This is a genomic window from Bradyrhizobium sp. 45 (genome assembly GCF_023073155.1).
Taxonomy (GTDB): Bacteria; Pseudomonadota; Alphaproteobacteria; order Rhizobiales; family Xanthobacteraceae; genus Bradyrhizobium; species Bradyrhizobium canariense_D.
In genome coordinates this window covers 1,438,371-1,461,319 of the sequence record NZ_JADPIX010000122.1, presented here as the reverse complement: position 1 = coordinate 1,461,319, position 22,949 = coordinate 1,438,371, and the positions used below count along the sequence as shown (strand labels likewise).

At 65.4% G+C, this 22,949-nt stretch carries 20 protein-coding genes and 1 other RNA gene; 6 read left to right on the top strand and 15 right to left on the bottom strand.

Annotated features, from left to right (window positions below; all coding sequences use genetic code 11):
- Positions 1 to 137 precede the first annotated feature (137 nt).
- The 5 genes from murF to rsmH form a co-directional block, all read right to left on the bottom strand.
- The gene (gene murF / locus IVB42_RS27420; protein ID WP_204512073.1) at positions 138 to 1,517 is read right to left on the bottom strand and encodes a UDP-N-acetylmuramoyl-tripeptide--D-alanyl-D-alanine ligase; all 1,380 of its coding nucleotides are present in this window, start codon (positions 1,515 to 1,517) and stop codon (positions 138 to 140) included.
- On the bottom strand, positions 1,514 to 2,986 hold the full coding sequence (locus IVB42_RS27415) for a UDP-N-acetylmuramoyl-L-alanyl-D-glutamate--2,6-diaminopimelate ligase (RefSeq protein WP_247337756.1): 1,473 nt from the start codon (positions 2,984 to 2,986) through the stop codon (positions 1,514 to 1,516). The genes murF and IVB42_RS27415 overlap by 4 nt, the downstream gene beginning before the upstream one ends.
- Before the next feature lie 84 nt (positions 2,987 to 3,070).
- Positions 3,071 to 4,825 carry a penicillin-binding protein 2 gene (locus IVB42_RS27410; RefSeq protein WP_166517606.1) on the bottom strand — a complete coding sequence of 585 codons (1,755 nt, stop codon included), beginning with the start codon at positions 4,823 to 4,825 and terminating at the stop codon, positions 3,071 to 3,073.
- Positions 4,822 to 5,214 carry a hypothetical protein gene (locus tag IVB42_RS27405; protein ID WP_247294869.1) on the bottom strand — a complete coding sequence of 131 codons (393 nt, stop codon included), beginning with the start codon at positions 5,212 to 5,214 and terminating at the stop codon, positions 4,822 to 4,824. The genes IVB42_RS27410 and IVB42_RS27405 overlap by 4 nt, the downstream gene beginning before the upstream one ends.
- 3 nt (positions 5,215 to 5,217) lie before the next feature.
- Positions 5,218 to 6,207 carry a 16S rRNA (cytosine(1402)-N(4))-methyltransferase RsmH gene (rsmH, locus tag IVB42_RS27400; protein WP_162496556.1) on the bottom strand — a complete coding sequence of 330 codons (990 nt, stop codon included), beginning with the start codon at positions 6,205 to 6,207 and terminating at the stop codon, positions 5,218 to 5,220.
- 523 nt (positions 6,208 to 6,730) lie between these two features.
- Here rsmH and IVB42_RS27395 point away from each other — a divergent pair.
- Entirely contained in the window at positions 6,731 to 7,513 is a 783-nt protein-coding gene (locus IVB42_RS27395; RefSeq protein WP_085349089.1) for an N-acetylmuramoyl-L-alanine amidase, read from the top strand.
- A 120-nt stretch (positions 7,514 to 7,633) separates the two neighbouring features.
- On the opposite strand, the gene IVB42_RS27390 is transcribed toward IVB42_RS27395, so the two are convergent.
- Positions 7,634 to 8,866, bottom strand: coding sequence for an RNA polymerase sigma factor (locus IVB42_RS27390; RefSeq protein ID WP_247294871.1), 1,233 nt, complete (start codon positions 8,864 to 8,866; stop codon positions 7,634 to 7,636).
- A gap of 22 nt (positions 8,867 to 8,888) precedes the next feature.
- Positions 8,889 to 9,242 (bottom strand): YciI family protein, encoded by a 354-nt coding sequence (locus tag IVB42_RS27385; RefSeq protein WP_018454229.1) that lies wholly within the window; start codon positions 9,240 to 9,242, stop codon positions 8,889 to 8,891.
- Between the two features lie 149 nt (positions 9,243 to 9,391).
- On the opposite strand from IVB42_RS27385, the gene rnpB reads away from it, so the two are divergent.
- An RNA gene (gene rnpB, locus IVB42_RS27380) (RNase P RNA component class A) lies at positions 9,392 to 9,871 on the top strand.
- A gap of 55 nt (positions 9,872 to 9,926) precedes the next feature.
- On the opposite strand, the gene IVB42_RS27375 is transcribed toward rnpB, so the two are convergent.
- Together IVB42_RS27375 and IVB42_RS27370 are read right to left on the bottom strand one after the other, a co-directional pair.
- Complete coding sequence (locus tag IVB42_RS27375) at positions 9,927 to 10,640, bottom strand: alpha/beta hydrolase (protein ID WP_247294873.1); 714 nt, start codon at positions 10,638 to 10,640, stop codon at positions 9,927 to 9,929.
- A gap of 72 nt (positions 10,641 to 10,712) precedes the next feature.
- Positions 10,713 to 11,147 carry a DUF983 domain-containing protein gene (locus tag IVB42_RS27370; RefSeq protein WP_231190417.1) on the bottom strand — a complete coding sequence of 145 codons (435 nt, stop codon included), beginning with the start codon at positions 11,145 to 11,147 and terminating at the stop codon, positions 10,713 to 10,715.
- Between the two features lie 79 nt (positions 11,148 to 11,226).
- Between IVB42_RS27370 and IVB42_RS27365 the strand changes: the two genes are divergently transcribed.
- Positions 11,227 to 12,597, top strand: coding sequence for a PLP-dependent aminotransferase family protein (locus IVB42_RS27365; protein WP_247294875.1), 1,371 nt, complete (start codon positions 11,227 to 11,229; stop codon positions 12,595 to 12,597).
- Between the two features lie 7 nt (positions 12,598 to 12,604).
- Here IVB42_RS27365 and IVB42_RS27360 read toward each other — a convergent pair whose 3' ends face one another.
- Positions 12,605 to 12,862: a hypothetical protein gene (locus IVB42_RS27360; RefSeq protein WP_018454225.1), complete on the bottom strand. Its 258-nt coding sequence runs from the start codon at positions 12,860 to 12,862 to the stop codon at positions 12,605 to 12,607.
- A 230-nt stretch (positions 12,863 to 13,092) separates the two neighbouring features.
- Here IVB42_RS27360 and IVB42_RS27355 point away from each other — a divergent pair, with 230 nt between their 5' ends.
- Positions 13,093 to 13,836: a sulfite exporter TauE/SafE family protein gene (locus IVB42_RS27355; RefSeq protein WP_085349094.1), complete on the top strand. Its 744-nt coding sequence runs from the start codon at positions 13,093 to 13,095 to the stop codon at positions 13,834 to 13,836.
- Here the strand turns inward: IVB42_RS27355 and IVB42_RS27350 are convergent.
- The 5 genes from IVB42_RS27350 to IVB42_RS27330 form a co-directional block, all read right to left on the bottom strand.
- Positions 13,740 to 15,101 carry an O-antigen ligase family protein gene (locus IVB42_RS27350; RefSeq protein ID WP_247294877.1) on the bottom strand — a complete coding sequence of 454 codons (1,362 nt, stop codon included), beginning with the start codon at positions 15,099 to 15,101 and terminating at the stop codon, positions 13,740 to 13,742. The genes IVB42_RS27355 and IVB42_RS27350 overlap by 97 nt on opposite strands.
- Positions 15,102 to 15,170: 69 nt before the next feature.
- Positions 15,171 to 16,577 carry an MATE family efflux transporter gene (locus IVB42_RS27345; protein WP_247471372.1) on the bottom strand — a complete coding sequence of 469 codons (1,407 nt, stop codon included), beginning with the start codon at positions 16,575 to 16,577 and terminating at the stop codon, positions 15,171 to 15,173.
- A gap of 64 nt (positions 16,578 to 16,641) precedes the next feature.
- Positions 16,642 to 18,441, bottom strand: coding sequence for an ABC transporter ATP-binding protein (locus IVB42_RS27340; protein ID WP_247294880.1), 1,800 nt, complete (start codon positions 18,439 to 18,441; stop codon positions 16,642 to 16,644).
- A gap of 326 nt (positions 18,442 to 18,767) precedes the next feature.
- Positions 18,768 to 20,354, bottom strand: coding sequence for a DHA2 family efflux MFS transporter permease subunit (locus IVB42_RS27335; RefSeq protein ID WP_085349098.1), 1,587 nt, complete (start codon positions 20,352 to 20,354; stop codon positions 18,768 to 18,770).
- A gap of 25 nt (positions 20,355 to 20,379) precedes the next feature.
- Positions 20,380 to 21,696, bottom strand: coding sequence for an HlyD family secretion protein (locus IVB42_RS27330; RefSeq protein ID WP_085361417.1), 1,317 nt, complete (start codon positions 21,694 to 21,696; stop codon positions 20,380 to 20,382).
- A gap of 193 nt (positions 21,697 to 21,889) precedes the next feature.
- Between IVB42_RS27330 and IVB42_RS27325 the strand changes: the two genes are divergently transcribed.
- Complete coding sequence (locus tag IVB42_RS27325) at positions 21,890 to 22,525, top strand: TetR/AcrR family transcriptional regulator (RefSeq protein ID WP_085361418.1); 636 nt, start codon at positions 21,890 to 21,892, stop codon at positions 22,523 to 22,525.
- Between the two features lie 53 nt (positions 22,526 to 22,578).
- Positions 22,579 to 22,914 carry a DUF6665 family protein gene (locus tag IVB42_RS27320; RefSeq protein ID WP_085361419.1) on the top strand — a complete coding sequence of 112 codons (336 nt, stop codon included), beginning with the start codon at positions 22,579 to 22,581 and terminating at the stop codon, positions 22,912 to 22,914.
- Positions 22,915 to 22,949: the final 35 nt, after the last annotated feature.

Genomic DNA, 22,949 nt, shown 5'->3' with positions numbered 1-22,949 from the left:
CGCGCCTTGATCTTGGCCTTGTCAACCTGCCTCACGCGCATTCGCTGGTCTTCATCATCGGGTCGGGCGACCTCTAAAGAAAACGAACGGCTTCGCGCCGGAAAGGGGGGATTCGGGAACAGCGCCTTCCAAGCAGTTTACGCCCTTGCCTGCAAGGCGGCCACTAGGCCCGGCACAAACTTGTTGACCCAGAACATCTTCTTGCTGCCCTTGACAACCACGACATCGCCTGCCCTCAGCAGATTTGCGACCTCCCCCGGCTTCAGCGTGACGGGGTCGTCGTGCCAACCGAGACCCTTGCCGGCTGGAAGCACCTCGAACAGGTGACGCATCAGGGGTCCGACGCAATAGACGCCGTCGATGCCGTCGAGATGCCTGGCGAGGTCGATGTGATAGGTTGGTGCGCCGTCGCCCAGCTCCAGCATGTCGCCGAGCACGGCAATGCGGCGGCCACCGGTCGTGTTGCGCGCCTGCAAGCTTTGCAGCGCGGCAGCCACGCTGGCCGGATTACCGTTGAAGCTGTCGTCGATCACGGTGACGCCACCGGCCGCCTGCTCGACGCCACGGCCGCTCATGATACCGACCCGGTCGAGCTTGATCGCAAGCGTCGCCGCATCGAGGTTGGTCGCACGGATCGATGCGAGCGCGGCCAGCGCATTCTGAACGCGATGCGGCGCGCCCGGCGTCAGGCTGAACGCGATCTCCTTCTTGCCGAGCGCGGCCACGACCTGCCAGCTGTCGCCGTGCGGCGCGTGCGCGACTTCATGCACCTCGGCTTTCTCGCCGAAGCGTATGACCTTGCCCTTCCAGTCCGGCGCCTTGATCCCGGCGGGCAGCACCAGCACGCCTTCCGCGGGCAGGCCGAGTGCAATCGACACCTTCTCGCGACGGATGGCTTCGAGCGAGCCGAGCTTCTCCAGATGCACCGGCTGGACGTTGACGACGAGCGCCACCGTCGGCCGCGTCAGTTCGCTAAGCCGCGCGATTTCGCCCGCCTGGTTCATGCCCATCTCGACGACCCAGAGACTGGCATCGGGGCGCGCATTGCACAGCGTCAGCGGCACGCCCCAGAAATTATTGAAGCTCGACGGGCTGGCATAGGCATTAGGATAGGCCGCGAGGAATTCCTTGGTGCTGGTTTTGCCCGCGCTGCCGGTGAGCCCGATCACCGGCCCGTTGAAGCGCGCGCGTGCCGCGCGCGCAAGGCCCCAGAGGCCGTCGATCAGCGTGTCCTTGACGACGATCTGGGGAATGCGGATGCCCGCGATCTCGTGCGGCACGATCATCGCGACCGCGCCCGAGGCTTCCGCCTTGTCCGCGAACTCCCAGCCGTCACGCGCGCTGGCGAAGGCCGAAATGAAGCCGCCGCTTGGCGTGCCGCTCAGCGCGACGAACAGGCTGCCCGGCTTCGCCAGCCGGCTGTCCTGGGTGACGAAGTCGATCGGCGTGTCCGGGAACGATCCGGCGGCGCCCAGCGCGCGCGCCACTTCGGCCACCGTCCATATGGGAGCGCTCATGCAATCCTCGACGCTAATGCGGCGGCGACCGCCTCGTGATCACTGAAGGGCAAAACCTCTCCGCCGACGATCTGCCCGGTCTCGTGGCCCTTGCCGGCGATGAGCAGCGCATCGCCATCTTCCAATTCGGCGATCGCGGTGCGGATCGCCGCGGCCCGGTCGCCGATTTCGCGGGCGCCCTTGGCGGCGGCGAGAATTTCGGCGCGGATCGATTCCGGCTTCTCGCTGCGCGGATTGTCGTCGGTGATGATGACACCGTCGGCGTTGCCGGCGGCGATCTCGCCCATGATCGGACGCTTGCCGGCATCGCGGTCGCCGCCGGCGCCGAACACGACGACCAGCCTGCGCCTGGCGTAGGGACGCAGCGCCTGCAGCGCCTTCGCCAGCGCATCGGGCTTGTGCGCATAGTCGACGAAGATCGGCGCACCGTTGCGCTCGCCGACGCGCTCCAACCGACCTTTGGCGCCTTCGAGATGTTCGAGGCTCGCGAACACGTCCGCGGCGTCGCCGCCGGTGCCGATGGCGAGGCCAGCTGACACCAGCGCATTCTCGATCTGGAACTCGCCGACCAGCGGCAGCCGGATCGTATACCGCTTGCCGCGATGTTCGAGCGCGAGCACTTGCGAAAATCCTTCGACCTCCGCACCGGCGAGACGAATGCCCTCGCCCGCCCCGTCGCCGTTGCGACCGACTGCCATCACGCGCAAGCCGCGCGAATTCGCAGCACTGATCGCCTCCGCCGAGCAATCATGATCGGCGGAGATCACGGCCGCGCCCCCCGGCGGGACAAGTTCGCGGAACAGCCTGAGCTTGGCCGCGAGGTAATGCGCGACGGTCGGATGGTAATCCATATGGTCGCGCGAGAGATTGGTGAAGCCGCCGGCGGACACGCGCACGCCGTCGAGGCGATATTGGTCGAGCCCGTGAGAAGAGGCCTCGAAGGCGAGATGCGTGACGCCCTCGCGTGCGATCTCGTCGAGCTGCCGGTGCAGTGCGATCGGATCGGGCGTCGTCAGCGAGCCGTAGACGGTACGCTTCGGGGAAACGAGCCCGATGGTTCCGATGCTGGCGGAGGCGTGCCCGAGCCGCTCCCAGATCTGCCGGGTGAATGCGGCGACCGAGGTCTTGCCGCTGGTGCCGGTCACCGCCGCAATTGTCGCGGGCTGCGCGGGAAAAAATTTTGCCGCGGCCAGCGCCAGCGCGCGGCGCGGATTCGCGACTGTGATGAACGGCACCTTGCAGCCATCAGGGGCATGGTCGCCGACGACCGCCACCGCGCCGGCGGCAATCGCGGCATCGATGAAGCGCGCACCGTCGGTCTTGCTGCCCGCAAGTGCGAAGAAGAGATCGCCGGGCTTGACCGCGCGGCTGTCGAGGGCGCCGCCGGTCACGTCGAGCGCCGCGACCGCGGGCTCGATTGCGGCATCATTGCCCTGAACGTCCTGATCGAGGAGGTCGCGCAGCTTCATGGTCTTCCAGTCGACATGCCGGACCGGATTGCCGAATCTGCAGGGAAATCCCGACTCAGCAGCGGCAACGGCCCACCCGGTTGATTACTGGGTTGTCCTGGATGCTGCAAGAATAAGGCGCTCGGACGGCGGCAGGTCGAACCGCGGTTCGACGCCCAATAGCGGCGCGATCCGCTCGATCACCTTGCCGCCGGTCGGCACCGCGTTCCAGCCCGAGGTGATGAAACCTTTCGTTTCGGGAATCGCCTGGGGCTCGTCCAGCATGATCAGGATCTGATATTTCGGATCGTCGCAGGGCATGATCGCGGTGAAGGAGTTGAGCACGCGCTTCTTGGCATAGCGGCCGTTGATGACCTTCTCCGACGTGCCGGTCTTGCCGCCAACATAGTAACCCTTGACGTCGGCGGTCTTGGCGGTGCCGATTTCGGCATTGAGCCGCATCAGGAACCGCATCTTGTCGCTGGTCTCCGTCCTGATGACGCGCTTGGCCATCGCCGCCGCTTCGGACTCGCTGCGCTTCATGAAGGTCGGCGGAATCAAATAGCCGCCGTTCACCAGCGCGTTGATGCCCATCACCGCCTGCAGCGGCGCCACCGACATGCCCTGGCCGAAAGCGATGGTGACCGTGTTCAGCTCGCCCCAGCGGCGCGGAATCAGCGGAGCCGCGCTTTCCGGCAGTTCGGTGCGCAGCCGCGTCAACTGGCCCATCTTGCCGAGGAATGCCTTGTGGGCCTCGACGCCCTGGCCGAGCGCGATCCGCGCCGCGCCGATGTTGGACGAGAAGGTGAACACTTCCTTGGTGTTGATGAAGCGTCCGAGCGGATGGCTGTCGTGGATGGTGAACTTGCCGTAGTGCAGGTTTCCGCGTGCATCCCACGATGTGTTCAGATTGATCTTGCCGGAATCGAGCGCCATCGCCAGCGTGAACGCCTTGAAGGTCGAGCCCATCTCGTAAACGCCGGTGGTCAGGCGATTGATGCGGTCGGGATCGTGCGCTTCCTTCGGATTGTTGGGATCGAAGTCCGGAAGGGAGACCATCGCCACGATCTCGCCGGTCTTGACGTTGGAGACGATGCCGGAGGCAGCCTTGGTGTGGTATTTCTCCTTGGCCTTCAGCAGCTCGTCACGCAGTGCGTGCTCGACCCGCAGATCCACCGATAGCTCGATCGGCTTTTGCAGCCGGTCGGTGGCAAAGCCCGCGCGGTGGAGATCGGCGAGCCCCTGATTGTCGAGCCACTTCTCCATGCCGGCGATGCCCTGGTTGTCGATGTTGACGAGACCAATGAGGTGGGCGACCTCGTTGCCGGTCGGATAGACGCGCTTGTTCTCGCGCAGGAAACCGATGCCGGGAATGCCGAGCTTGTGGATGTCCTGCTGCTGCTTCGCCGTAATCTCGCGCTTGAGCCAGACGAAGCCCTTGCGCGTCTTCAGGCGCTCGCGCACCTCGGCCTCGTCGAGGTCGGGCACCGTGGCGGTCAGAAGTTCGATTGCCTCGTCCTTGTCGATGATGCGGCGCGGCTCGCCGAACAGGCTCGAGGCCTTGACGTCGGTCGCGAGAATCGCGCCGTTGCGGTCGACGATGTCGGGCCGCGCGGTCGCGACCACCTCCTGCGCCGCGGCGCGGCGTGCGCCATGGGCGTCGGCGCCGATCGCGAACATCACGAGCCGGCCGCCGATCAGGGCGTAGACCGCGCCGAAGGCGAGCATCGCCAGGCCGACGCGCGCCCGCGCCTTGGCCGCGCGATCGACGTTGCGCCCGTACAGCAGGCTGCGGATCAGCCGCTGCCGCCAGGGCTCAGCGGGCTTTTCTGCAGGTTTGGCCGGGGTCACAGCACTCATGGCTTGTCCTCGGGCTGAGGCACGGAGCCCGTCACATTATCGGGATCGCTGGCGGCTTCGATGGTGTTGAGCATGGCGCCGATCGGATCCGGCTCGCCCGGCCTGAACATCCGCAGCGGACGCTCGGGCAAATTCTTCAGTGAATCATATTGCGTGCCGTTGACCGGCTTGAGCTGCAGATGCCGGTCGGACAGGCCTTGCAGGCGCAGGGGCGCATCGAGCTTGGCCCATTCGGAGCGCAGCGCCGCGATCGCATCGCGCTGCTCGCGGATCTCCGCATGCAGCCGCAGCACCTTTTCGGTGCGCGCCGTGGAGTCCATCTTGATCCTATAGACATAGGCTGCCGCGAAGATCAGCGCGCCGATGACGAGGAGGTGGATGAAGCGCATGCGCTAGCCACCCCTCATGACGTCGGAGAGTTTTGGCCATGACGATTGCTCGCGATCATCATGCGCAGGCGCCGAGGTGCGCTCGCCGGCGCGCAGTTTTGCCGACCGCGCGCGCGGGTTATGCGCGACCTCGTCTTCGCCCGCGATCACCGGCCGCCGCGTCAGCAGCTGGAAGCTCGGCACCGCCTGCGACACTTCCGGCAAATGGCGTGAGCCGCCACCCGTCTTGCTGCGCAGGCTAAGGAAATTCTTGACGATGCGGTCTTCCAGCGAATGGAACGAGACGACAACGAGGCGACCACCGGGCTTGAGCACGCGCTCGGCAGCGATGAGCGCGCTCTGGAGTTCCTCGAGCTCTTCGTTGACGAAGATGCGCAGGGCCTGGAACGTCCGCGTCGCCGGGTGAATATCGCCGGGCTTGGACCGAACCACCCTGCCGACGAGCTCGGCGAGCGCGCGCGTGGTCGTGAACGGCGTCTCCTGACGGTCCGCGACGATAGCGCGGGCGATCCGGCGCGACTGCCGCTCTTCGCCGAGAAGATAAATGATGTCGGCGAGATCGCCTTCCGAGGCGCGCGCCACGACATCGGCCGCAGTCGGGCCTGCCTGCCCCATCCGCATGTCGAGCGGACCATCGAGGCGGAACGAGAAGCCGCGGCCGGCCTGGTCGAGCTGCATCGAGGATACCCCGACGTCCATCACGACGCCGTCGACGCCATCGATGCCTTGAGCCGCGCAGACCTCGGCGAGGTTGGAGAAACGATCTTCAACGAGGGTCAGCCTGCCCGCCGAGCATGCGACGAGCTCGGCGCCGCCCTCGATCGCAGTACGGTCGCGATCAATGGCAATCACCTGAGTTCCCGGCACGTCGAGGATCGCGCGGCTGTAGCCGCCGGCACCAAAGGTCGCGTCGATATAAAGGCCGCCTTCGCGCGGGGCGAGGTGGTCGATGGCCTCGCGGCCAAGAACGGGGATGTGCGGAGCCGAGCTCATGCGCCAGGCCTGCCGATCGCCCCGCCGGACTCCCAAGTGAGATCGGGGACGAACAAGCTCATAACGCCTCGAATGATTCCGCGTCGCGGCGGTTCCACGACCCAACCCCCGTCCGATATGGTTACCGTGCCCGGTCGTCCCGGGCCACCAACCCAGTATTCCCCTTGGAATTTGTCGGGCAGCCATGGGATTTCGAGCCAAAATACGCTTTGGCCGCCTCCGGACGCGGGTCGGCTCTTCATCTCTCAGTAACGGCCCTTAGCGTTAAGAAAGCGTTGATCGGCTCGCGACAAGTCGAAAAGCTGACGCGGCGGTGATGCTTCATCCACACACATGCGCCAAAATGCATCCGTTAACCTCGTCGCGCGGTTGCGCACGGTGGAGGGTAAAGGAATAGTAAAGAAAAGGGCTTGGCCCACTCTCTGTCTGTCTCGAGCTATTTATGTCGTCCGGTTCGTCCACGCCGTCTGGATCTGATTCGAAGCGTCAACGCGTTCTGCCGGTTCCCAAAGCGGCCGCGAACATGCGGACGTTCGAGCCGGATTCCTCGATCGTCTCCGACATCATCCCCTCACCGAACCATGGCGACCGCAACAAGGGCCGCCAACCCGATATGATTGTGCTGCACTACACCGGCATGCCCGACGTCGAAGGTGCGCTGGCGCGGCTCTGCTCCGCGGGCACAGAGGTATCGGCACATTATGTCGTGCTGGAAGACGGCCGCATCGTGCAATGCGTGCCGGAGGCCAGGCGCGCCTGGCATGCCGGCGTCTCGTCCTGGTCCGGCGAGGACGACATCAATTCCTGCTCGATCGGGATCGAGATCGTCAATCGCGGCCACGATTGGGGCTATCCGGAGTTTCCGCTGCGCCAGATCGCCGCCGTGATCGCGCTGTGCCGCGGCATCATGCTCCGCCGCAAGGTGCCCGCGCACCGGGTGCTCGGCCATTCCGACGTGGCGCCGGCGCGCAAGAAAGATCCCGGCGAAAAATTTCCGTGGCATTCGCTGGCCAATTCCGGCGTCGGACACTGGGTCACGCCCGCGCCGGTGGTGCGCGGCGAAAGCCTGATGCTCGGCACCATCAGCGATGAGGTGCTGAGCCTGCAGCAAGCGCTCGCCAGATACGGCTACGGCGTTCCCCTCACCGGCAAATACGACGCCGCGACCATGGAAGTCGTCACCGCGTTCCAGCGCCATTTCCGCCCGGCGCGACTGGATGGGGTCGCGGATCACTCGACGCTCTCGACCTTGCAGGCGCTGTTGGGGAGTCTCCCTCAGGAGACAACGACCATCGTGACGAAGTAGCTGACGTCTTCGAGAACGTGACCTCTTGCTCCGTCATGCCCGGGCTTGTCCCGGGCATCCACGTCTTTGTCGCGCCGGAAGAACGTGGATGGCCGGGACAAGCCCCGCCATGACGGAAACTCAGTTCATCTCCCTCATCCTTCGCGCATAAAGCCGTCGCAGCGGCTCTAACTGCGTCGCCTCCGTCGCAGCGCGATAGGCCTCGCGCGCCTCCTCCTTCCGGCCAAGCCGCCGCAACAAATCCGCCCGCACCGCTGGCAGCAGCTCATAGCCATGAAGCGCGCCGCGTGCGGCGGTCGCATCCACGAGATCGAGCGCGCGCGCGGGCCCATCGACCATCGACACCGCCGCCGCGTGGTTGAGTTCGATCACCGGCGACGGATTGATCCGCAGCAGCACTTCATAGAGCCCGGCAATCTGCGGCCAGTCTGTCTGCTCGTAGCTCGGCGCACGCGCATGCAGCGCAGCGATCGCGGCTTGTACTGCATACGGCTGCGGCCGGCCGGGCACGCGCAGTGCGTCGTCCACCAGGCGCAGACCCTCCTCGATCTGTGCATGGTCCCACTGCGAACGATCCTGCTCTTCCAGCAGCACGATGTCGCCGGCGGCGGTCTGGCGCCCTGCGCGGCGCGCATCGTGCAGCAGCATCAGCGCCAGCAGGCCCTTGATCCCGGCTCGATCGGGTAGCAGCCGGTCGAGCAAGCGGCCAAGCCGGATCGCCTCGGCGGCAAGATCGGGTCGCATCAAATCCGCACCGGACGTCGCCACGTAGCCTTCGGTGAAGACGAGATAGATCACGGCAAGCACACCATCGAGCCGCGGCACCAGCGTGTCGCGCTCGGGGACCTCATAGGGAATGCCGGCGAGCCTGATCTTCTGCTTGGCGCGGACGAGACGCTGCGCCATCGCCTCCTCGCTGACGAGGAAGGCGCGCGCGACCTGCGCCGTGGAGAGCCCGCAGACGGTGCGCAGTGTCAGCGCGACCTGGACTTCGGGCGCGAACGCAGGATGGCAGCAGGTGAAGATCAGCCGCAGCATGTCGTCGTCGAGCATTGCCGGCGGCTCGGCGGGCGCCTGCGCGTTCAGCTCGAGCTCGTGCACGAGCGCCTGCTCCTTGCCGCGGAAAACGGCCTGGCGCCTGATACGGTCGATCGCCTTGTGCCTGGCGACATTGACCAGCCAGGCACGCGGATTGTCGGGGACCTCGCACGCCGGCCAGCGCGCCAGTGCCACCGCAAAGGCGTCCTGGAGCGCGTCCTCGGCGAGATCGAAATCGCCGACGAGGCGGATCAGCGTGGCCAGCGCCCGCCCCGCCTCGTCGCGGAAGATCTTGTCGATCTCGGACAGCGTCATGCGCCGATGCGCGACGGCGCCGTCACTTGTCGTAGACCCAGATCGGCCGCACCTCGATCGAGCCGATACGCGCCGACGGAATCCGCGACGCGATCTCGATCGCAGCATCGAGATCCTTGGCCTCCACCAGGTAATAGCCGCCGAGCTGCTCGCGTGTTTCGGCAAACGGGCCGTCGGTCGTCAGCGTCTTGCCGTCGCGCACGCGGACGGTCGTTGCAGTCGTGGTCGGCTGCAAACGGTCGCCGGCCTTGAAATTGCCGCTCTGGATGATGCCTTGCGTGAAGGTCTGATATTCCGCCGTCATCTGCTGGCCGGCCGCCGGACGCATATTCGCGTACTCGGCTTCGTTCTGGTAGATCATCAGCAAATACTGCATCGCTTAACTCCTGCTGCACGGCTGGATCGCCGACATCCAGTCGAACGGGACACGCGCCCAACGACATCTTCAGGATAAATTATTTCGGGCGAACCGTGCATGGCGATATCGGCTTGCGGAACCGACACAAATGCTTCATGCGTAAGCCGTCAGTCGGCCGGACGGCCGCTCCGGCAAGTGCCGAAAGGCCGCCGGGGAGGAAAGTCCGGGCTCCCTTGACATACGGTGCCGGATAACGTCCGGCGGGGGCGACCCCAGGGAAAGTGCCACAGAGAACGAACCGCCCGCCGTCGCCCCTTCGGGGCTTTGGCGCGGCAAGCCCTCGGGCCTGCCGTGCCGTAGCAGCGCAAGCTGCGTAGGCAGGTAAGGGTGAAAAGGTGCGGTAAGAGCGCACCGCGGCTGCGGCAACGGAGCCGGCATGGTAAACCCCACCGGGAGCAAAACCGAATAGGGACGGCATAGCGGAGTGTTCGCGAAAGCGATAACGCCGCGGGGCGATGTCAGGCCCGCCGTCCGGGTAGGTTGCTCGAGGCCATGTGCAAACATGGTCCCAGAGGAATGGCCGTCACGTATCGTTCGCGCAAGCGGACGGTGCCCTACAGAACCCGGCTTAGAGGCCGGCTGATATCTTCAACGAGGGGTTCGATGCTGACTGCATCGGGCCCCTCACCATTTGGGGGCTTGCTATCCGACGATCTCTTGCAACACACCCATCAGCGCCTCCGGCGCTGTCACATTCGGCGCATGGCTCGCATCGAGTTCGAAAGTGCGCCAGCCATCCTCGGTCTTGGTGCGCTTCGCGAACTGCCCGAACACGTCGCCCGGCGGAATGCGCGTGCAATAGATGTAGCTGCGCGGCATCGCCGGCTCGCCATGTTCGAGTTTCAGCTTCGTCTCGAAACATTTGATCGGCATGTTGATCCGGCGGGCGTTGAGCCAGTCGAGATCGGCCGGCGGCGTGTCCGGCGGCGGCGGGTTCGGCGGGATGCGGTAGCCGTCGCCTGAGCTTGCAGCCTTGCGCATCGGCTCGCGCCCGCCCTCGTGGAGATCGAACAGCGATTGGCCGTCACGCGGCACGAAGGCGTCGAGATAGATCAATTGCGTCACCCGCTCGCGCGCGCGATCGGCGACACCGGTGGCGACCATGCCGCCATAGCTGTGGCCGAGGAGCACGATGTCCTCGAGATCCTCGAACCTGATGACGTTGAGAATGTCCTGGATGTGCGTGTCGAGATCGATCGCGGGACTGGCCAGATGCGCGCGCTCGCCGAGCCCGGTATAGGTCGGCGCAATGAGGCGATGGCCGGCCTTTGCCGTCAACGGATGCATCTTCTTCCAGGCCCACCCGCCGGACCACGCGCCGTGACAAAGCAGGAAGGTTTTTGAGCGTGCGGCCATCGGCGTTTCCATCGTTCTTGTTTGTACGATGGAGTGTAGCGGCCGGTCCCGCGATGTAAACGCTACGGCCCCTTAAGCCGCGCGCGCGTTCACCTTCACGAGGACGGCTGCAGGCCGACCAGCTTCGCGCCGCAGCTTGCCCGCCTCAAAACCATGCATGCCGATCTGCCATTGCAGCCCGACGATGGCACCCTTGGTCGGCTGCAACAGCGCGAGCGAAGCGAACAACGTCACCGGCAGCCACACCACCAGTTGCAGCCAGACGGCCGGCGCATAGGCGGTTTCGACCGCGAGGATTGCCGGCACCACGAGATGGCCGACGACGACCATCACGAGATAGGCCGGGAAATCGTCGGCGCGCTGGTGGAACAGCTCCTCGCCGCAATGGTCGCAGGTATCTGCCACCTTCAGGAAACGGCCGAACGCATGGCCTTCGCCGCAGTTCGGGCACTTGCCGCGAAATCCGCGCCACATCGCCTTTGCCAGAGAGACTGAACCGGTTGCCATGACCCCACCTCTTCCTTTTCTAGGATCCATACAATAATATCTTGTATCCATACATTCAAAGGATATGGGCCTTCATTGCATGGATTGGACCCCTACAATTTCGGAGCTGAGCGGGCCGCGCTATCAGCGCATCGTCGAAGCCATGGAGGCCGACATCGCCGCCGGCCGGCTGGTGCGCGGCCAGCAATTGCCGACGCAGCGGGCGCTGGCAAAGGCGCTCGGCATCGACCTCACCACGGTGACACGCGCCTACACCGAGGCGCGGCGCCGCGGCATCATGGAGGCCCGGGTCGGCCAGGGCTCGTTCGTGTCGGAGACCAGCGCGCGCCGCGTGGTCGATCTGCCGCATCCCGTCGCGATCGACCTCTCGATGAACGTGCCGCCGCAACCTCTCGAAGCGCAGCTCGACGAGCGCATCATCGCCGGGATGGAAGCCATCCGCGCGCAATCGGGCCTGACCGCGCATCTCAACTACCAGCCGCCCGGCGGCAGCGCACACGAGCGCGAGGTCGCGGCGCGATGGATGCGCCCCCGCGTGCCGCATGCGCATGCCGACAGGCTCGTGATCTTTCCCGGCGCACAGACGATCCTGTTCAACCTGCTCGCCCACGTCGCCCGGCCCGGCGACATCGTGCTGACGGAAGCCCTCACCTTCCCCGGCATCAGGGCCGCCGCCGCGCGCCTCGGCGTCAGACTCGTCGGCGTCGCGATGGATGACGGCGGCATCCTGCCAGAGGCGCTGGCAAAGGCTTGCCGCACGCATAGACCGAAAGCGGTCTATCTCATTCCGACGCTGCACAATCCGACCACCGCGACGCTTCTCCCCGAGCGCCGCAGCGCCATCGCCAAGATCATCAACGATGCCGATACGATTCTGATCGAGGACGATGCCTACGGGCTGCTCGATCGCTCGGCATCGCCGATCGCCAATCTCATTCCGGATCAGACATATCTCGCGACCACGCTGTCAAAATGTATGGCGCCCGCACTACGGGTCGCCTATCTGGTGACGCCCGACGGCAGCTCGCAGCGGGAGATGCGTAGCTCTTTGCAGGCGACGGTGCAGATGCCGGCGCCGCTGATGGTCGCGCTGGTGACGCATTGGATCGAGACCGGGATCGCCGACCGCATCATCACCGCCATCAGAAGCGAGGCGATCGGCCGCCAGCAGCTCGCGCAACGGGCGCTCAAGGGATTTGAGTTCCAGGCCAAGCCCGCCGCGCATCATCTGTGGCTGCGGCTGCCGGAGGACCGTCCCGATGTCGCGGCGCATCTGCTGCGGAATGGACTGGCAGTCGTCGCCGGCGAGGCCTTCACCGTCGACGGGACCGCACCACACGCGGCACGCGTCTCGCTAGGCGCGGCGCGCAACCGGGCGGAATTGACGGAGGCGCTGCGCATCCTCATGAGCGCGCTGCACAGGCCCGCCGACACCCGGCAGATCGTCTAGCAAATACCTATCGATGCTGCCGGCGATGGTGGGAGCGCACGACCGGCGCAACAGCCGATGGATAAGCTTGCGATGCGTAGGCATCGCTCGGCTGGCCGAGAGCCCCGCGCGCGGCGGGCGTGAGCTGGCCGCCATTCAGAACGTCGCGGTCGGGATGGGCAGCCTGATAGGCCGCAGGCTCGGAAAACTGGGCCTGCGCCATGGTCGGCATCAAGGCCGCCGCCGACACTAGTGCGGCCGCGACGGCAATCTTCGTGCGGGTCATCGTCCTTCTCCATATCTCATTCGGGAGACTGGCCGATCGAACCGCATGATGGCGTCGAGCGGGCCCCCAGTTTGAAGTACGAGCGTCATGTAGGCCTGTCTTTCGCGAACGCCCGCTGCTGGGGATCACGCTTGCGTGCGGTTTTGAAATTGACCTGCATGGCCGCAGCTGTGCTATGCGAGCGATGGCGATCAACAGTTCGGGATCGTCAAGATAACAGGGACAATCTGTTGGAAATACTCACCTACGGGCTGCTGCTGCTCGGCGCACTGGCCGGGGGCTTCGTCTCGGGCCTTGCCGGTTTCGGCACGGCGCTGATGGCGCTCGGCATCTGGCTCTACGTGCTGCCGCCCTCTCTCGCGGTGCCCCTGGTGCTGATCTGCTCGGTGATCGCGCAGAGCTCGACGCTGCCGTCGATGTGGAAGAGTTTTGATCTCTCGCTGGTCTGGCCGTTCCTGATTGGAGGACTGATCGGCGTGCCGCTGGGCACCATGCTGGTCGCCTCCGCCGATCCAAAAGTGTTCAAGCTGAGCGTCGGCGTGCTGATCCTTGTTTTTTCGACGGCTCTCTATCTGAACAAGCGGCCGCTCGCCGTCACGTTCGGCGGCCGCATTGCCGACGGCGCGATCGGTTTTGCCGGCGGCATCTTGGGTGGCCTTGCCGGACTGTCGGGGCCACTTCCGATCCTGTGGGCAAACATCCGAGGCTGGAACAAGCACGAGCGGCGCGGCATCTTCCAGCTCTTCAATTTCACCGTGCTCGGCGCCGCCTTGGTGTTGCAGACCGCCTCGGGCCTCGTCGCGTTCAAGGTGGTCTGGCTCGCAGTGATCGCATTTCCGGGCACGCTGATCGGCGCATGGGCCGGCGCGCGCGTCTATCATGCGCTGAGCGACAAGCATTTCGGCGATGTCGTGCTCGGTCTGTTGTTCCTGTCGGGCCTCGGCCTGGTCTGGAACAGTTTGGGCACGCACTGACTCCGTATTGTCTTCGCGGCGAGCGCCATGCCGCCGGCAATGCCGACGCCAAGCACGTAGATCCAGCCCTCGGCGAAATCGAACAGATGCGAGTTGAGCAGCGAGGACAGCATGTTCTGCACCACGACCAGAAGGCCGACCCAGCAGGCCAGCCCCTCTCCGCGAAACAGCGAGAGGTGCGCGAACCAGAGCGCATAGAGGATCACGACGCCCGACGCGCCCCACTGCACGGCGACATTGAGCGTCTGGTTGTGCGGATCACCGACGATTTCCGCTCGAACCCCGCTCTCGCCGACAGCCGCGCGCGCGAACAGGCCGCGGATCGCCCCGGTGCCGTGACCGAGCAGCGGCGCGTCCGCGGTGAACGCCAGCGATTTGCGCCAAAACTCCAGTCGTGACCCCATGCCGCTGACATCATTGCCGGCGATGCTGACCTCATAGTCTCCGTTGAATTTGGCGACTGTTGCGCGCAGACGCGGCGAGGCGGTCCACAGCAGCACGGCCAACAGCCCCATCGCGCCGACGGCGAAGAGTGCGGTGCGGCGGCGCAAATGCAAAAGCGCGAAGACCACGATCAGGATCGGCAGCGTCACCAGCGCTGTCCGCGAGACCACGACGAACATCATGTTGGCGAGGAATCCGATCGCGAGCGCCACGAACAGCGCCGCGACGCGGTAGCGGCCTCGTCGCAGCAGCGACACGATCGGGTAGACCAGCGCGATCGCACAGAGCGCGAACTCCTGGCTCTGGTCGATATAATTGCGCACCGCGATCCCGCTTTCGACCTTGTAGGGCCCGCGCGACAGATAGAGTTTCAGCGACAATGCGGGATCGACGGCGACGGCGAAGGAATAGAGCATCAGTGCCGTGCAGGATACCAGGAACGCGGAAAACACCCAGCCGCCAAACGGCCAACGCTCGAACTGGTAGATCAGAAGCGGAATTACCAGCAGCTTCGCCGCCGGGCCGATCGCATGGATTCGGTCCGGCCACGGCGCATCCGACCAGAGCGTGCCGATGGCGGCGAGTAGGACCAGCGCAATCGGCAGCAGGCAGATTGCCCGAAGCAGCGAACGCGGAAATTCGCGAAGGTCGAGGAACGCGAACGCGATCAGCCAGGGAATGAGCGCGAAAATGAGCCCGGTCGTGGTCCACGGCAACAGCAACGCGATCAGCGCGACGGAGCGGGCTGGCGTGCGATAGCGTGCCGCCCAGATCGCGGCGAGCCAGGAATTGGGCCGCTGCTCGTTCAACACCTCGGTCATTTGGCCCCTGCAGCCGATCCCCACGGCGCGGCAAGTTTGCCGGAGCCGTGGGGCGGGGACAAGCGATCGCTACGCTGGCGCGCGTACAGGAGACGCCACGCGCTTGGGCGCAGCCGGCTCCGGGGACTTCTCATGCCGGAGCGTGGCAAGGCGCTTCCTGAATTCACGCCGTAGCAGCCACAAGCTCAGGGCCGCCTGCAGCGTGGTTGTCGCGATCGACAGGTACCAGACGTGCTCGATCCGGAAGCCCGGCCGCGTCGACAGCCAGATCGCCGGCAGCGAATAGGTGAGCACGCGCGTTGCCGAACTCCACAGCACCGGCTTGGTATTGCCGAGGCCCTGGAACATGCTCGAGCAGGTGAAGATCACGCCCTGCGCCACCATGTTGAGCGAGATGATCCGCAGGAACAGGAACGCGATCTCCATGGTTTCCCGGTCGTTCGAGAACCCCGAGAGCAGGAGCTGCGGCTTCAACTGCGCGAGGCACATGAAGCCTATCATCACGACACTGGTGATCAGCGCCGCCTTGACGAAGGTTTCGCGCACGCGCTCGCCTTTTCCGGCGCCCATGTTCTGGCCGGCGATTGGCCCAGCGGCGAGCGCAACTGCAAGCGCCGGCATCTGGATCAGGCCCAGGACCCGTTGTCCGATCCCGAAACCGGCCTGCGCCGCCGCACCGAAATCGCGCAGCACGAAATAGACCACCGCCATGAGGATGAACATCATCGCGAACTCGCCGCCGGCAGGCAGGCCGACATTGAGGATGCGCCTCAGATGCTGCGCCTGCGGACGCCACTGCGCCGGATTGAAGGCGACATAGCGTTCGACCTTACGAAAATGCGCAAGCAGCGTCACGACGCCGATCAACACCGCGATCGAGCTCGCCAGCCCCGCACCGGCAACGCCGAGCGCATGGCCCGTGCCCAAGCCCGCGATCAGAACCGGCGCCAGCGCGATGTTGATGGCCACCGCAAGCGCCTGCACCAGCATCGTGGGACGCACGATGCCGGTAGCGCGCAGCGCGGATCCCATCACCTGGCTCGCGAATTGCAACGCGAGCGCCGGCATGAACCACAGCAGATACGTGGCCCCCGCCTCGATCGTGGCTTCGTCCGCGGCGATCGCATGCATGTAGGCGCGCGACAGCGCCGCGCCTGCGACCAGGGTCAACAGTCCGAACAGCACCGACAGCACGATCGCCTGATTGAAGATCAAATTGGCATCCGGCCGATCCTTGCGTCCCACGGCATGCGCGATCAACGACACCGCGCCGACGCCGAGCACCTGCATCAGCGCGTTGATGAGAAAGCCGGCATTGCCGGCCGCCGCCACGCCCGCGACCGCGGCATCGCCCAAGCGCGAGACGAAGTACAGATCGACCAGCTGGCAAAGCATGATCGTGACCATACCGACCATGATCGGCGGTGCCATGCCCAGAATGTGCTTCGCGACGGAGCCGTTGGTCAGGTCTTTCATTTCACCCATCCTTGACCGATTCCTTGGCGACGCGGCCGACATTGGTCCGCCGGCCGCGCGCCACTCATTCCGCTGCTGCGATCTGTCCGAGCTCCACCACCTGGCGCTCGAACAGGCCGCGATAGATGCCGCCGGGCCTGGCCGCGAGCTTGGCATGCGTGCCTTGCTCGACGATCTCGCCGCGGTCGAACACCAGGATGCGATCGAGGCTCTTCACCGTCGAGAGCCGGTGCGCGATCACGATCGAGGTGCGGCCTCGCATCAGCCGCTCCATCGCCTGCTGGATCAGCGCCTCGGATTCCGAATCGAGGCTCGAGGTCGCTTCGTCCAGGATCAGCACCGGCGCGTCCGCCAGGAAGGCGCGCGCCAGCGCCACGCGCTGCCGCTCGCCGCCGGAGAGCTTGACGCCGCGTTCACCGACCAGCGTGCCGTAGCCCTTGGGCAGGCGCAGGATGAAGTCATGCGCGTTGGCCAGCCGTGCCGCCTGCTCGATCGCCTCCAGGCTGGCGCCGGGCCGGCCATAGGCGATGTTCTCGGCGAGCGAGCGGTGGAACAGGATCGGGTCCTGCTGCACGACCGCGATCTGGCTGCGCAGCGAATGCTGCGTGGCCTTGGCGATGTCTTGCCCATCGATCAGAACGCGGCCGCCGGTGACGTCGTAGAGCCGCTGCACCAGCTTGACGAAGGTGGTCTTGCCGGAGCCGGAGCGGCCGACGAGACCGACGCGTTCGCCGGCGCGGATCGTGACCGACAGTCCATCATAGAGCGGCGCATGATGGCCGCCATAATGGAACGTGACGTCGTCGAACACGAGCTCGCCGCGCTCGATCGCAATCGGCCGCGCGTCCGTCGCATCCGTAATCCCGATCGGCTCGTCGTGGATCGCCACCAGCTCCTCCATGTCATTGACCGAGCGCTGCAGGTTGTTGATGTGCATTCCGACGTCGCGCAAATAGGCATGGATGACGTAGTAGCTCGTCAGCACATAGGTGACGTCGCCGGGCGAGGCTCGCCCCGACATCCACAGCAGCACGGCGCCGCCGATCACGGAGGCACGCAGGGCCAGCAGCACCGAGAGCTGCGCCAGATTGGTGTAGTTGTAGCGCAGCCAGGTCCGCCGCACGCGCACGCGCCAGCGGTTGACGACACGGGCAAGCCGCGCATCCTCGCGCGCTTCCGCGCCGAACGATTTCACCACCGCGTTGCAGGTCAACGCATCCGCCAGCGTGCCGCCGACCTTGGTGTCCCAGGCATTGGAGATGCGCGCGGCCGGCGCGATGTAGCGCGTCGAGAACAGCACCGTCATCGTGACATAGGCCAGCGCGCCCAGCGCGATCACCGCGCCAAGCGAGGCCCAGTGCAGGCCGAGCAGGATCATCGACCCGATCAGCACCAGCAGCGACGGCGCCAGCGCCATCAAGATGGTGTCGTTCAACAGGTCGAGCGCCCACATGCCGCGGGTGACCTTGCGCACCGTGGATCCCGCAAAGGAGTTGGCGTGCCAGTCGGTCGAGAACCGTTGCACGCGCATGAAGGCTTCCTGCGCGACCTCGGACATGATCTTCAGCGAGAACGGCACGATGGCCTGGAGGCCGGTCAGCCGCAGCACCATGGAGGCTGCGCCCAGCGCCACGATACCGCCCAATGCCATCAGCGCCGCGTGCCGCGCGGCGGAATCGGATGGGCCGCGCGTCAGGGCGTCGACCAGATGTCCGGAGAAGACCGGCATGAACAGGTCGGCGATGGTCGCACCCAACAAGCCGCCGGCGACGATGAGGGTACGCCCCGGCTGCTTCAGCCAGTGCCGGAACACGAAGGGCAGCACCACGCGTATCGCCGCGGGCCTTTTTGACAGAGCGGTCATGGCATCATCCGGCCGCTTATGGCGCGGGCCGGCTCCATTGATGGACGCAGGCCGGCCGCGAGGGCCGAGACGGCGTCACTTAAAGTTGGTTTTGACTTGGGAAGCGGGGCGATCGGGACCAGGAGCCCAATCGAAGCTGGCGGAAGAGGCCTCTAGGAGGCCGAGCACATACCGAGCCAGAACATCATCGAGCGCGGGCGTGCGATCTGCGAATGCGACGAAATCATGCAAATCCTCCCGGTTCGATGGAATGAGGTGCGCTTTATAGATGTGTCAGTGGTGATTTGCAACGGGGCTCGCGCGAGATCACGCACGAGTGTTGCAAATTAGTGCGCGTCGCCGCTGGCGCCGAACGGCGAGGCCGGCCTCTTCAACAGTGTGACGAGCAGGGTGAGGCCGAGATAGAACAGCGTCAGGATGAAGAAAGCATCGCCGAAGCCCATCACCACGGCCTGGCGATGCACGAGCTGGCTGAGCTGCTTCATCGCCATCAGCGTGGAATCGCCAAGCCCCTGAAACTTCTGCATGAACATGGTCAGGGTTTCGGTCGCGGTCGCGTTGCCCCAGGTCACACGCTCCTGCAGGCGCGTAATGTGCAGATCGGTGCGGTCATTGAGCACGGTGTTGATGACGGCGAGACCTACGGCACCGCCGAGATTGCGCATCAGGTTGAAGAGGCCCGAGGCGTTCTTCACCCGGTCGGGCGCCAGCGTGCCGAGCGCGATGTTGTTGGTCGGCACCATCGCGAACATCATGCCGATGCCGCGCAGGATCTGCGGAATCAGCAACTCATAGAAATCGTAGTCGCGCGTGATCCAGGTCATCTGGTAGGAGCCGAGCGCGAACACGACGAGCCCGAACGCGATCATGTAGCGCATGTCGTACTTCGCCATGAGACGCCCGACCACCGGCGCGATCAGGAACATGGTGATGCCCGAGACGAACATGGTCTCGCCGATCATCAGTGCGCTGTAGCCACGCACTTCGGCGAGGTAGCGCGGATAGATGTAGGTCAGGCCGTAGAGGCCGATGCCGATGCAGAACTGAAGGACGCAGCCGATCGCGAAATTGCGGTTGGAAAAGGTGCGTAGATTGACGATCGGCTCGGCCGCCGTGAAGACGCGCCAGAAGAAGGCGATCGCCGAGATGCCGCAGATCCAGGCGCAGATCGCGACCGAGGGGTCCTGCATCCATTCATATTGCGGGCCTTCCTCCAGCACGTATTCCAGCGTGCCGAGGAAGCCGGCCATGAACAGCAGCCCCCACCAGTCGAAACGGTCGAGCAACTCGAAATGCGGCTCGTCGAAATCGACCAGCGCCAGCACGCCGATGGTGATGCCGATGCCAGGCACGATGTTGATGAAGAACAGCCAGTTCCAGGACATCAGGTCGGTGATGTAGCCGCCGACAGTTGGCCCGATGGTCGGAGCCAGCGTTGCGACGAGCCCGATGATGGGACCGACGATGTGGAATTTGGTGCGTGGGAAAACGGTGTAGGCCGAGGCGAACACCGTCGGGATCATGCCGGCGCCGAGAAAACCTTGCAGCGCGCGCCAGAGGATCATCTCCTCGATGGTGGTGGCGAAGCCGCAGAGCAGGCTCGATGCCGTAAAGCCTGCCGCCGAGATTGCGAACAACAGCCGCGTGCCGAAGGCGCGCGACAAGAATCCCGACAGCGGGATCGCGATCACTTCGGCGATCAGATAGGCGGTCTGGACCCAGGAGACCTCGCTAGAGCTTGCCGACAGGCCGGCCTGGATTTCACTCAGGGACGCCGAGACGATCTGGATGTCCAGGATCGACATGAACATCCCGAACACCATGATGATGAAAGCGAACAGCCGCTTCGGCGCGATGCGCTCCGAAGCGGGGTCCGCCATCATGGCAGGTGAAGCGGTCGTGGCGTTCGCCATGGTCTGACCTCGCGGCGCAGGCGCGCTACTGCGGATGGATCATGGTGGCGTCGTCGAGATCGACCTCGCTGTCGGCGTCGGCCGCGCCCTTGTTGGTGTCGACCGTTGCAGTGACCGACATGCCGGCGCGGAGCAGGTTTTGCTTCGCGACCGACTTCGGCACGCGGATGCGGACCGGCACGCGCTGCACGATCTTGGTGAAGTTGCCGGTGGCATTGTCAGGCGGCAGCAGCGTGAACACCGAGCCCGCGCCCGCTGCGATGCTGTCGACGACACCGGAGAACTTGCGCATGCCGTAGGCATCGACCTTGATCGTCACAGGCTGGCCGGGGCGGATGCGCTTGAGCTGGGTCTCCTTGAAATTGGCGTCGATATAGACGTTATCGAGCGGCACGACGTTGCCGAGCCGCTGGCCAACCGCGACGAAATCGCCGGCACTGACGAGGCGGTTCGAGAACGTGCCGTCGACCGGCGCGCGCACCGCGGTGAAGGCGAGATCGCGCTCGGCCTTGGCCAGCGTGGTCTTGAGCTCGGCGAGTTGCGCCTGCGCTTCGGCCTGCTGCGCCTTGGCGACGTCGACATTGCTGAGCGCGACGTCGTAGGCGGCCTGCGCAGCCTTGACCGCGGCGGCGCCCTGGTCGCGTCCGGCTTCGGAGCTCTCGAAGGTGGCGCGCGAGGCAAAACCCTTGTTGCTCAGCGCCTGCTGGCGCTCATAATCGAGGTCGGCGCGCTTGAGGCCGGCTTCGGCGGAGACGAGTTGCGCCCTGGCCTGCGCGACCTGGCTGTCGAGCGCCGCGACCTGGCGGCCGATGCGATCGATGGTGGCCTGCTGGGTCGCGATCCTGGTCGCGGCGGCGTCGACGGCGATCTTGTAGTCGCCGTCGTCGACGCGGAAGACGATGTCGCCGGCGCGCACCGTCGTGTTGTCGCCGGCGAGGATCGAGGAGACGTGGCCAGCAACGCGCGCGCCCAGCATGGTGTTGTTGGCGCGGACATAGGCGTCGTCGGTCGCGACGTAGAAGCGGCCGACCAGCGTGTAATAGCCGGCATAGCTCGCGGCCGCGAGCGCCAGCACGAGCCCTACTCCCATCATCACGAATTTGCGCTTGCCGGACTTCGGCGCGCCGGCGGCGGGCGCGTCTGGGGCTGCGGCCGGCTTGTCGGTCACGGGCTTCTCCGGCGCCTCGCTGGGACGGCGCTTGGTTTCCTCGGCCACATGAGAGCGCAACTGCTCGGCGAGAGCCACAGACGTCTCGGTGGCAGCGTCACCACCCGCGGGCGCCGGCGTCTCCACGGCGTCCGGGCGAAGGACGCGCGCAGCCTGGTCTCTCACTACGGCCATGGAGGCCTCCCCAAAAAAGCGCGATGAGGGACAACCCGCCCTACGGCCGGTTCCCTCTCACCCATCCCAAATATCATTGACCGAACGGTTCGGTCAATATAGATAATACCCGAACGGACCCTACCGGCCCGAATCCTTTATTTCGGTTTCATCACCCTGGACCGATGCAAAAACTTTCCGAGACCCTGAACCAATGATTGTACCCGGCCGCGAACATCTCCACGTCGTCCAGGAGGAGGACAGCTCCAAACGCCGCCAGATCCTGGACGGGGCCCGCAAGGTGTTCATGGATCTCGGGTTTGACGGTGCCAGCATGGGCGAGATCGCCCGCGCTGCGCAGGTCTCCAAGGGCACGCTTTACGTCTACTTCGCCGACAAATGCGCGCTGTTCGAAGCCATCCTCGAGCAGGAGGCGCTCCAGCACGGGCAGGTCGCGTTCAATTTCGATCCGGCACGCGATGTTGAAACCACGCTGAAGGATTTCGGCCGGGCCTACAACCGTCTGCTGTGCCGGCCCGGCGGCGGATCGGCGATCCGCACCGTGATGGCGATCGCCGAGCGCATGCCCGATCTCGGCCGCCGCTACTATGCGCGGGTGCTGGACAAGTCGATCAACCGCCTCTCCGACTATCTCAAAGCCCACGCCGCCGCCGGCGATCTCGATATCGACGATTGCGATCTGGCGGCGTCGCAGTTCATGGAACTGTGCAAGGCCTCGCTGTTCCTGCCCTTCGTCTTCCAGGCCGCGCCCGCACCGTCGGAAGAGCGCATGAGCGAAGTCGTCGACAGCGCGACGCGGATGTTCCTGGCAGCGTATCGGGCGAAGTAGCGGCAAGGCGGGCCTGCGTTGCAGGCCGCTCCGGCGGCATTATATTCGGGCTCATGTCCCGTGATCTCCGCCCGCCCGTCGATATCCTCCATTACGAGATTGTCCAGGAACAGGCCTCCGCGCTCGGACGGATGGGCCGCACGCTCGAACAGGCGCTGGCGCGCCTGCGCGAGTTCGACGCCGCCCATGCCCTCCCCGAGGTGCCGGCCGCGATGCAGCCGGCCCGACGCAAGCTGGTGATGGAAGCCGGCCACGCGCTCTGGATGTTGGTGGTGCAGCGTGAGGCATCCGGCTTGCGCGACAGCCGCCACATCATGCGGACCTACAATGTCCCGGCCGAGGTGCAGTGCTGCATGGGGCTGGTGCCGGCAGCGTCGAAGCCGGCCTGAAATGATTTCTACGGGGCGCTAGACAAGGCCGGCCG

What these genes read in the sequence shown, in the direction of transcription:
- murF (WP_204512073.1), bottom strand. Translation starts at nt 1,517, where the DNA reads ATGAGCGCTCCCATATGGACGGTGGCCGAAGTGGCGCGCGCGCTGGGC.
- IVB42_RS27415 (WP_247337756.1), bottom strand. Translation starts at nt 2,986, where the DNA reads ATGAAGCTGCGCGACCTCCTCGATCAGGACGTTCAGGGCAATGATGCC.
- IVB42_RS27410 (WP_166517606.1), bottom strand. Translation starts at nt 4,825, where the DNA reads ATGAGTGCTGTGACCCCGGCCAAACCTGCAGAAAAGCCCGCTGAGCCC.
- IVB42_RS27405 (WP_247294869.1), bottom strand. Translation starts at nt 5,214, where the DNA reads ATGCGCTTCATCCACCTCCTCGTCATCGGCGCGCTGATCTTCGCGGCA.
- rsmH (WP_162496556.1), bottom strand. Translation starts at nt 6,207, where the DNA reads ATGAGCTCGGCTCCGCACATCCCCGTTCTTGGCCGCGAGGCCATCGAC.
- IVB42_RS27395 (WP_085349089.1), top strand. Translation starts at nt 6,731, where the DNA reads ATGCGGACGTTCGAGCCGGATTCCTCGATCGTCTCCGACATCATCCCC.
- IVB42_RS27390 (WP_247294871.1), bottom strand. Translation starts at nt 8,866, where the DNA reads ATGACGCTGTCCGAGATCGACAAGATCTTCCGCGACGAGGCGGGGCGG.
- IVB42_RS27385 (WP_018454229.1), bottom strand. Translation starts at nt 9,242, where the DNA reads ATGCAGTATTTGCTGATGATCTACCAGAACGAAGCCGAGTACGCGAAT.
- IVB42_RS27375 (WP_247294873.1), bottom strand. Translation starts at nt 10,640, where the DNA reads ATGGCCGCACGCTCAAAAACCTTCCTGCTTTGTCACGGCGCGTGGTCC.
- IVB42_RS27370 (WP_231190417.1), bottom strand. Translation starts at nt 11,147, where the DNA reads ATGGCAACCGGTTCAGTCTCTCTGGCAAAGGCGATGTGGCGCGGATTT.
- IVB42_RS27365 (WP_247294875.1), top strand. Translation starts at nt 11,227, where the DNA reads ATGGATTGGACCCCTACAATTTCGGAGCTGAGCGGGCCGCGCTATCAG.
- IVB42_RS27360 (WP_018454225.1), bottom strand. Translation starts at nt 12,862, where the DNA reads ATGACCCGCACGAAGATTGCCGTCGCGGCCGCACTAGTGTCGGCGGCG.
- IVB42_RS27350 (WP_247294877.1), bottom strand. Translation starts at nt 15,101, where the DNA reads ATGACCGAGGTGTTGAACGAGCAGCGGCCCAATTCCTGGCTCGCCGCG.
- IVB42_RS27345 (WP_247471372.1), bottom strand. Translation starts at nt 16,577, where the DNA reads ATGAAAGACCTGACCAACGGCTCCGTCGCGAAGCACATTCTGGGCATG.
- IVB42_RS27340 (WP_247294880.1), bottom strand. Translation starts at nt 18,441, where the DNA reads ATGACCGCTCTGTCAAAAAGGCCCGCGGCGATACGCGTGGTGCTGCCC.
- IVB42_RS27335 (WP_085349098.1), bottom strand. Translation starts at nt 20,354, where the DNA reads ATGGCGAACGCCACGACCGCTTCACCTGCCATGATGGCGGACCCCGCT.
- IVB42_RS27330 (WP_085361417.1), bottom strand. Translation starts at nt 21,696, where the DNA reads ATGGCCGTAGTGAGAGACCAGGCTGCGCGCGTCCTTCGCCCGGACGCC.
- IVB42_RS27325 (WP_085361418.1), top strand. Translation starts at nt 21,890, where the DNA reads ATGATTGTACCCGGCCGCGAACATCTCCACGTCGTCCAGGAGGAGGAC.
- IVB42_RS27320 (WP_085361419.1), top strand. Translation starts at nt 22,579, where the DNA reads ATGTCCCGTGATCTCCGCCCGCCCGTCGATATCCTCCATTACGAGATT.